Origin of the sequence: uncultured Caulobacter sp., from assembly GCF_947036865.1 — a bacterium.
GTDB lineage: Bacteria > Pseudomonadota > Alphaproteobacteria > Caulobacterales > Caulobacteraceae > Caulobacter.
Genome location: NZ_CAMQSF010000079.1, coordinates 1 through 8,069, shown reverse-complemented (window position 1 = coordinate 8,069; position 8,069 = coordinate 1). Strand labels below are relative to the sequence as shown.

Genomic DNA, 8,069 nt, shown 5'->3' with positions numbered 1-8,069 from the left:
CGCGTGAGCACGCCATGCTCACGCGCCCAGAGCCGGCGAAGCAGTCCGCCCGGCGCCATCAGCACCCCCGCCGCGCCCCCGCCGCCGGCCAGGTGTTTCTCGACCGGCTCGCGCCAGCCTTCCCGCAGCAGCGGCGCGGCGCGCAGGGTCAGGATCCAGTCGCCGCGCGCCGCCGCGACGCCCGCCGCCAGGCGGGCGGCGACATCGCCCGGGGTCGTCACCAGACGCGCGCCGCTGTCTTCGGCCAGGGCCTCGACGCCGGGCTCGCCATCCGCGACCAGCACCACCTCCTTGATCAGGCCGTCCACGGCGGCGGGCACCAGCATGGCCAGCTGGGCGGCCAGGCCCTGAAGGTCCTCGGAGGCGACGAGCACGACGGAGATCATGGCCCCTGCTTCGCCAGGGAGCGCGATCGGGTCAAGGCCTTGCGTGGTCCTAGCCCTTCGACAGGCTCAGGGTGAGGACCAATCTTCGCGCCCTGTCAGTCGATACCTCCCCTAAGCCCGTCGAAGGGCGAGGTGTCGACTTCTCATCCGAACAAATCCATCTGCCCGCTCCCGGGGTTGCGCGGCGGGGTGAACTGGCTGGCGTCCAGCGGGGTCCAGGGCTGGTCGAGACCGAACTTCTTGACCGCCACGTGGAAGCGCTGGCGCAGCACCTCCGCCACCGGCCCATCGCCGACCATTCGCTCGCCCCAGCCCGAGCGATAGGTCTCGCCCTGGCGGATCTGGCGCACCAGCGACATCACCTTCTTGGCCCGGTCCGGATGATCGTGCTCCAGCCACTCCTGGAAGAGCTGGGCGATCTCGCGCGGCAGGCGCAGGGCGACATAGCCCGCGCCGCGCGCCCCGGCCTTGGCCGCCGCCTCCAGCACCGCCTCGCACTCGTGGTCGTTGAGACCCGGAATCGCCGGCGCGAACATCACCGTCACCGGCACGCCGGCCTCGGCCAGCCGCCGCACCGCCTCGATCCGCTTACCCGGCGTCGCCGCGCGCGGCTCCATGCTGCGCGCCAGGGCCCGGTCCAGGGTGGTGATCGAGATCGCCACCCGCGTCAGCCCGCGCGCCGCCATCCGGCTCAGCACGTCGAGATCGCGCAGGATCAGCGCCGACTTGGTGATGATCGTGAACGGGTGGCTGACCCGGTCCAGCACCTCGATCACCTGCCGCGTCACCCGCAGCTGCTTCTCGTCCGGCTGATAGGGGTCGGTGTCACCGCCGATATGGATGGTGGCCGGCTTGTAGCTGGCCTTGGCCAGCTCCTTCTCCAACAGCGCGCCCGCGTTCGGCTTGAAGAAGATCCGGCTCTCGAAATCCAGGCCCGGCGACAGGCCCAGATAGGCATGCGCCGGCCGGGCGTAGCAGTAGATGCAGCCGTGGCTGCACCCCCGGTACGGATTGATCGACCGGTCGAAGCCGACGTCCGGGCTCTGGTTGCGGGCGATGATCGTCCGCGACCGCATCGGCTGCAGCTGGGTCTTCAGCTGTCCCGGCTCGGCGTCCTCGCCCCAGCCGTCATCGAACGCCTCGCGTTCGAGCGCCTCGAACCGTCCGGTTCGATTGGATTTCGCGCCCCGCCCGCGCGGAGCCGGTCCCGCTTTCATCGCCTCGGCCATGGCCGCGACTATGCGCCGGCGACAAGAACATAACAAGAACTTTTCTGTCGGCGGCGGGAAGATGGGACGACGCCGCGACGCCGTCCCGCGCGGATCAGGCCTTCTTCTCGGCGGCCGCCTTCATGTTCGCCAGGCCCGCCTCGAAGTCCTTGCCGATCATCTTGTCCATGTCGAAGATCAGCCCCATCACCTTGGCGATGAAGGGGTTCTTGCCGGTCATCGACCAGGTGACCTTGGCGCCCGCGCCTTGCGGCTCGAAGGTGAAGCGGCCGGCGTTGTTGGCCTCGAACGGCTTGATGAAGTGCAGCGAGAAGCCGACCTCGCGGCCGGGCGTCACCGTCTGGATCTCCATCCGACCCGCGCCGACCTTGTCGTTGCCGACCCAGGCATAGGCCGCGCCGACGCCCTTGGCCGGGCCCTCATAGGTCCGCTTCATGGTCGGATCCATCTTCTCCCAGGGCGACCAGGCGCTCCACTGGTGGAAGTCCGAGACCATGGCCTCCAGCGCCTCGGGCGGCGCGTCGATGACCGCGGTGCGCGTGACGACGAAGGTGTTCGGCCGCGTCGCGGCGAACACCAGAACCGCGCCGATGACGACGACGACCGCGACAAGAATGATCTTCAGCATGAGTTTGGCCCCCTTAGCCCCTCTTTTCACGAATGATTTCCGACCCGCGCCAAGCTGTCACGAGGCGGCGCTGTCCGCCTCGGCGGCGATGCGGTCGAGATACTGACGGATGCTGGCGGCCTCGGCGGCGGTGTTGGCCAGCGAGATGGCGTGGTCGAACGCTTCCCGCGCCTCGGCCTTGCGTCCCGCCTGCAGCAGGAAAGCGCCGCGCGCGCCGTGATAGTGGAAATAGGCGTCGAGACGCGGCGCCAACGGCGCGATCATCGCCAGCGCCGCCTCCGGTCCGCGCACCTTGGCGACCGCCACCGCGCGGTTGAGCGTCACCACGGGCGAGGGCTGCATGATCTCCAGGCTCGCATAGAGCGCGTCGATGCCCGCCCAGTCGGTGTCCTCCGGACGGGCGGCGCGCGCGTGCAGCGCCGCGATCGCCGCCTGCACCTGATACGGGCCTGGCGCGCGCTTGAGCATGGCCTTGTCGATCAGGGCGAGCCCCTCGCCGATCAGCTTGGCGTTCCAAAGGCTTCGGTCCTGATCCTCCAGCAGGATCGCCGCGCCGTCGGCGGTGAAGCGCGCCTCGACACGGGCGTGCTGCAGCAGGAGCAGCGCGGTCAGGCCCATCATCTCCGGCTCGGCCGGGAACAGGCGCAGCAGCAGCCGCGCCAGCCGGATGGCCTCGTCGCAGAGCCCGCCCTTGGCCTCACCGGCGCGGTCCGCCGAATAGCCTTGGTTGAAGATCAGATAGATCATCGAGGCCACGGCCGCGAAGCGCTCGGCGCGCTCCACCGGCCCCGGCGCCTCGAACGGCGCGTCGCCGGCCCCGATGCGCGCCTTGGCGCGGGTGATCCGCTGCTCCATGGCCGTCTCGGTGACCAGGAAGGCGCGGGCGATCTCGCGGACCGACAGGCCCGAGACGATCCGGAGCGCCAGGGCGATCTGCTGGGTCGCCGGCAGGTCCGGGTGGCAGCAGATGAACATCAGCCGCAGCACGTCGTCGCGATAGTGCGCGCCGTCCAGGCGCTCGGCGGCGGCGGCTTCGGCGTCCTCCAGGTCCGAGAGCAGTTCCTCGGGCGGCAGGGCGGTGTTGCGGCTCGTCTTGCGGACGGCGTCGATGGCGGCGTTGCGCCCGACCATGATCAGCCAGGCGGTGGGATCGCGGGGCGGGCCGTTGCGGGGCCAGGCCTTCAGGGCGCGCAGGCAGGCGTCCTGGAACGCCTCCTCGGCCTTGTCCAGGTCGCGGAAATAGCGCAGCAGCGCCGCCATGGCCTGGGGCCGCGCGGCGCCGATCGCCCCCTCGATCCAGGCCAGATCGCTCACGGCGCGGCCGGCTCCTGGCCGGCGGGACCCGGATTGAACAGCGCGATCGGGCGGATTTCGTAGGAGCCGCCGGGATTGGCCTTGCCCAGGTCCTTGGCGATGTCGAGCGCGCCGTCCAGCGAGTCGCAGTCGACGATATAGAAGCCCAGCAGTTGCTCCTTGGTCTCGGCGAACGGGCCGTCCAGCACCAGCGGCGGATCGCGGTCCTTGCGCAGGGTGGTCGCGGCGGTCGTCGGCATCAGCCGCGCGACGGGGCCAAGACGCCCCTCCTTGGCCAGCCGCTCCTGGACGACGCCCAGCTTGGCCATGACCTCGTCGTCGTGCGCCTTGGACCAGGCGCTGGTCACGTCTTCTTGGTTGTAGCAGAGGATGGCGTAAAGCATGAGGCGGTCTCCAGTCCTTAGAGCCTGTCCGCTTTCGGATGAGATCATCCGAAAGCGGAAAACAGGCTCTAATTCAGATATTTAGAGCGTGATACTCGCCGAAACCGCTTACACTTTCGGCTATCACGCTCTAGGACGGCGGACTATGCCCGCTTCCGACATCGGGCCGAGACTTTTTTACAGCGCCCTCAGGCGCCGCCGGAGGGGCTCGTCATAGAGCTTCAGCACCGCCCAAGCGCCGAGCACGATCAGCGGCATGGCCACGGCCGCGAAGCCGAGCGGGTAGCCTTTGCCGCCCAAGGCGCGGAACAGGCGCAACAGCAGCTCCCAGCCCAGCCAGTGCAGCGCGTAGAGCGGGTATGAGAGCGCGCCCGAGACCCGCGCCAGCCGGCCCAGGAGCCCGGGCGGGTCGACGCGTCCGGCCAGCACCATCAGCGGGAAGACGAGGCCAAGGCAGACGAAATCGTAGAGCCAGTTCAACGGCGTCCACGGGAAACTCAACACGCCGAACAGGACCGGCGCCAGGACCCAGGCCGGCAGGCTGAGTTCGGCCACGGCCTGGATACGGTAGCAGCCCCAGCCCAGCAGGAAGGCGAAGGCGGTGCGCAGGCCGCTGATGACGAAGGTCGCCCGGTCCCAGCCGGTCAGCACCCCGCCCATGCCGTGGGCGATATAGGCCATCACCGGGATCAGCAGCACGATCATCATCACGTGCGCCAGCATGCCCAGCCGGCGCATCGGGAACCACAGGGCGCCGACCGCCAGCTCGAAGAACAGCGACCAAGCCGGCGGATTCAACGGGAAGATCGGCGCGAAGCCCGGCTCCTCGGCCCACAGGCGGGGGATCATCAGAAGGCCCAGGCCCAGCCACTCGGGCACGCGCTCGCGGTGCTGGATGATCACCGTCGCGCCGCCCACCATGGTCAGGGCGATTAGCGGCCACAGGCGAATGAGCCTCTGGCCCATGAAGCCCAGCCAGCCGATCTGGCGCCCGCCATAGGCGTGGGCTAGCACGAAGCCGGACAGGCAGAAGAAGAAGTCGACGGCCAGATAGCCGTGGCTCACCAGCCAGGGCCGCCCTGTCCAGCCGCCGATGTGGTAGAGCATCACCCCGACCGCCGCGACGCCGCGCAGGCCGTCCAGCGCCTCGTATCGTCGTCTCGACGCCCGTTGTTCCCGCAAGACCGCTCCCCGCCCGTCGTCCTTGCTTAAAGGACGGGGCGGCGGACGCAACTCAGGTGGCCGGCTTCTCCAGCAGCAGGGCCTTGGTCAGGAAGGCGCGATCCTCGCCGATCACCCGCAGCCCGGCCTCGGCGAACAAGGCCGGCAGGTCGGTCTCGGCATAGCTGCCATAGTAGGGTTCGTGGAAATAGACCGGGAAGGCCTCCAGCAGGCGCGCCAGGTCCGGCGTGTCGGTGGGCTGCACCGAGTCGACGAACACCAGGACGCCGCCGGGCTTCAGCACCCGCGCCAGACTGGCCGCCACCGCCGGCCGCACGCGCGGCGGCAGTTCGTGGAAGAGATAGACGCAACTCACGGCGTCCAAAGCGCAATCGGCGAACGGCAGGGCTTCGACGTTGGCCTGCACCGCGCCCGCGCCGGTTCGCCGTCGGGCCTGGGCCAGATAGGCCGGCGAGAGGTCCAGCCCCGCGATCGCCGCGCGGGGGAACGCCGACTTCAGGTCCTTCAGGAAAGCGCCGGAACCGCAGGCCACGTCTAGGATTTTCGCGTCGCGATGATCCCGCGCGCGCCAGTGCTTGGCCAGCAGCGACAGGCCGCGTCGACGCATGGCCCCGGCCGTGCCGGAGAACAGCGCCTCGACCTGCGCGTCGTAGCGCCGGGCGCTCTCGGGCGTGAACCAGCCGCCGGATTGGAAGTGGAAGTTCTGGCGGTAATAGGTTGGATAGGCTGAACTATCGACCGCGCCTCGAACCTCGACGCCGTCGCCGCGGCGGCGGCGCTGGTCGACCTCGAAGGCGTCGGCCAGGAAGTCGACGGCCTCGATGAGCGCGGCCGAGGGGCGGACGGGGCCGTCCTCGACGGCGGGATAGAGACCGTCGGCCACGTCGCGGGCGTCCTTCTCGAAGGCTTCTAGATAGGCGCGGCGCAGGCTCATCGGCGCCGGCGGCGCGGCGGTGGGCGTGAAGCGTCGGGCCTGCTCGCCCTGGGTCGGCCGGGTCATCGAGCGCGCCAGGGCGCCCGTCGCCGTCCACCAGGCGGCCTTGACCGCCGCCTTGGCCCGCTGGCCCGCCGCGTCGACCGTGAAGGCCGCTCTGGTCCGCCGCTCGTCCATGCTCGTTCGCCCCGGCTTCAGCGCGAGAATACGCCCACCAGCTCGATATGGGGAGACCAGACGAACTGGTCCACCGGCAGCACCTTCTCGAGGCGGAAGCCGGCGTCGACCAGGGCGCGCGCGTCCTTGGCGAAGGTCGCCGGATTGCACGAGACGCCGACCACCTTGGCGACCTTGGACTTGGCGATCTCGACGGTCTGCTCGGCGGCGCCGGCGCGCGGCGGGTCGATGACCACGACGTCGGTCTTGGCCAGCTCGGCGCCCAGCACCGGACGGCGGACGAGGTCGCGGGCCTCGGCGGTGATCGGTTTGAGGCCTGGCGCCGCGCCGATCGCGGCCTTCAGGGCGGCGATGGCCGGCGCGCTCATCTCGGCGGCGTGGACCGAGGCGATCTCGGCGAGGCGGAAGGTGAAGGTGCCGACGCCGCAATAGAGGTCGGCCACGCGGCTCGCGCCCTGCGCTTCGGCTACGGCGAAGTCGACCATCGCCTTCTCCGCCGCCGGCACGGCCTGGAGGAAGGCGCCCGGCGGCAGGGCCACCACGGCGGCGCCCAGCTTCACCAGCGGCTGGCGCGCGCCATAGACGATCTCGCCCGCCAGGGTCACCCGCGCGAAGTCGCCCTCGCCCGCCGCCATCGCCCCCCGCATGCGGGCGTCGGCCGACAGGCCGCCGCTCTTGCGCTCGACGCCGGTGACGTCGATGTCGAGGCCCGTGCCCGTCAGGGTCACGTGCAGGGTCGGCGCCGACTTCGGATGCTCCAGGAACGGCTCTGCCAAGCGCGCGAGCGCCGGCAGGGCCGCGACCAGGCGTGGATGGGTCACCGGGCATTCCTCGATCGGCACGAGGTTCCAGGAGCGCCGCTCTTTGAAGCCCAGCCGCGCCCCCTGCCCCTTCCCGCCCTTGCGGGCGTGCAGCGCGACGCGACGGCGCGAGGCCGGGGGGGCGGCGAAGATCGGCAGGATCTCGGTCTCGAGACCCTCCATCGACAGCTGCAGGCGGATCTGCTCGGCCTTCCAGGCGCGATAGGGCTCGGCCGCCCAGTGCTGCAGGGCGCAGCCGCCGCAGGTTCCGAAGTGCTTGCACGGCGGCGCCGCCCGGTCGGCGCTGGGGGTCAGGATCTCGACGGCCTCGCCGCGCGCGCCGTCCATCTCGGCGCGCACCGTCTCGCCCGGCAGGGTCAGGGGAACGAAGGCGGGCTTGCCGTCGGCGGCGCGGGAAAGGCCGTCGCCCTGCGCGCCGATGGCGGTGATCGTCAGGTCTTGCATCGAAGGTCCATGTCGCGCGTCATCGGGCGCGTCTCGCCGCGTCCATAGCGCAAAATCGTCTGGCTCCGGGGAAATTCCGCGCGCGTGAACGAAGCTGAATATGTCGGTCAGCCGCCGTTCATCTTGGCTGAGCCATAAATCTCATCAACGGATGGGCGTGGGCGCCGACGAGGCGCCCCTAAAAAGACAAGCTTCTCTTATGACCATGATCGCCTCCAAGAGCAGGACCTCCAAGATGAAGACCGTTCTGGGCGTGACCGCCGCCCTCGTCTGCGGCGTGCTGACGCCGACCCTCGCCTCGGCCCAGGCCTATGGCTCGGGCGCCTATTACGGCAACCAGGGCTACTATTACGACCAGTGCCAGCGCTCGACCACGAACCGCACGACGGGCGGCGCCCTGACCGGCGGCGCCATCGGCATGGCGCTGGGCAGCGGCATCGCCGCGCGCGGCCACCGCACCGACGGCTCGGTGGTCGGCGGGCTGCTGGGCGCCGTGATCGGCGGGATGGCCGGCAAGTCCTCGGCCGCCTGCGTCCCCGGTCGCGCCCCGCCGCCCCCGCCCCCCCCCCCC

The 8,069-nt window shown here is 70.4% G+C and carries 8 protein-coding genes and 1 pseudogene; 1 reads left to right on the top strand and 8 read right to left on the bottom strand.

What is annotated here, in order from left to right; all coding sequences use genetic code 11:
• From Q0V34_RS20335 to Q0V34_RS20300, 8 genes are all read right to left on the bottom strand, one after another.
• On the bottom strand, positions 1 to 386 hold a 386-nt coding region (locus Q0V34_RS20335; protein ID WP_297516106.1), incomplete at its 3' end, for a cell wall biosynthesis glycosyltransferase.
• Between the two features lie 143 nt (positions 387 to 529).
• Positions 530 to 1,615: a PA0069 family radical SAM protein gene (locus tag Q0V34_RS20330; protein ID WP_297516103.1), complete on the bottom strand. Its 1,086-nt coding sequence runs from the start codon at positions 1,613 to 1,615 to the stop codon at positions 530 to 532.
• A gap of 94 nt (positions 1,616 to 1,709) precedes the next feature.
• On the bottom strand, positions 1,710 to 2,243 hold the full coding sequence (locus Q0V34_RS20325; RefSeq protein ID WP_297516100.1) for an SRPBCC family protein: 534 nt from the start codon (positions 2,241 to 2,243) through the stop codon (positions 1,710 to 1,712).
• Positions 2,244 to 2,300: 57 nt separating this feature from the next.
• Positions 2,301 to 3,557: an RNA polymerase sigma factor gene (locus Q0V34_RS20320; protein WP_297516097.1), complete on the bottom strand. Its 1,257-nt coding sequence runs from the start codon at positions 3,555 to 3,557 to the stop codon at positions 2,301 to 2,303.
• Positions 3,554 to 3,940 carry a YciI family protein gene (locus Q0V34_RS20315; protein ID WP_297516093.1) on the bottom strand — a complete coding sequence of 129 codons (387 nt, stop codon included), beginning with the start codon at positions 3,938 to 3,940 and terminating at the stop codon, positions 3,554 to 3,556. Before Q0V34_RS20315 ends, Q0V34_RS20320 begins: the two co-directional genes overlap by 4 nt.
• Before the next feature lie 177 nt (positions 3,941 to 4,117).
• Complete coding sequence (locus Q0V34_RS20310) at positions 4,118 to 5,122, bottom strand: acyltransferase (RefSeq protein ID WP_297516090.1); 1,005 nt, start codon at positions 5,120 to 5,122, stop codon at positions 4,118 to 4,120.
• Positions 5,123 to 5,174: 52 nt separating this feature from the next.
• Complete coding sequence (locus tag Q0V34_RS20305; protein ID WP_297516087.1) at positions 5,175 to 6,233, bottom strand: class I SAM-dependent methyltransferase; 1,059 nt, start codon at positions 6,231 to 6,233, stop codon at positions 5,175 to 5,177.
• A gap of 17 nt (positions 6,234 to 6,250) precedes the next feature.
• Complete coding sequence (locus Q0V34_RS20300) at positions 6,251 to 7,498, bottom strand: class I SAM-dependent RNA methyltransferase (RefSeq protein ID WP_297516084.1); 1,248 nt, start codon at positions 7,496 to 7,498, stop codon at positions 6,251 to 6,253.
• Positions 7,499 to 7,697: 199 nt separating this feature from the next.
• Here Q0V34_RS20300 and Q0V34_RS20295 point away from each other — a divergent pair.
• Positions 7,698 to 8,069, top strand: a pseudogene (locus Q0V34_RS20295) (hypothetical protein); the annotation flags it as partial.

Bases quoted from the DNA above. Each gene is read 5' to 3' on its own strand.
- Q0V34_RS20330 (WP_297516103.1), bottom strand. From the start codon at position 1,615: ATGGCCGAGGCGATGAAAGCGGGACCGGCTCCGCGCGGGCGGGGCGCG.
- Q0V34_RS20325 (WP_297516100.1), bottom strand. From the start codon at position 2,243: ATGCTGAAGATCATTCTTGTCGCGGTCGTCGTCGTCATCGGCGCGGTT.
- Q0V34_RS20315 (WP_297516093.1), bottom strand. From the start codon at position 3,940: ATGCTTTACGCCATCCTCTGCTACAACCAAGAAGACGTGACCAGCGCC.
- Q0V34_RS20305 (WP_297516087.1), bottom strand. From the start codon at position 6,233: ATGGACGAGCGGCGGACCAGAGCGGCCTTCACGGTCGACGCGGCGGGC.
- Q0V34_RS20300 (WP_297516084.1), bottom strand. From the start codon at position 7,498: ATGCAAGACCTGACGATCACCGCCATCGGCGCGCAGGGCGACGGCCTT.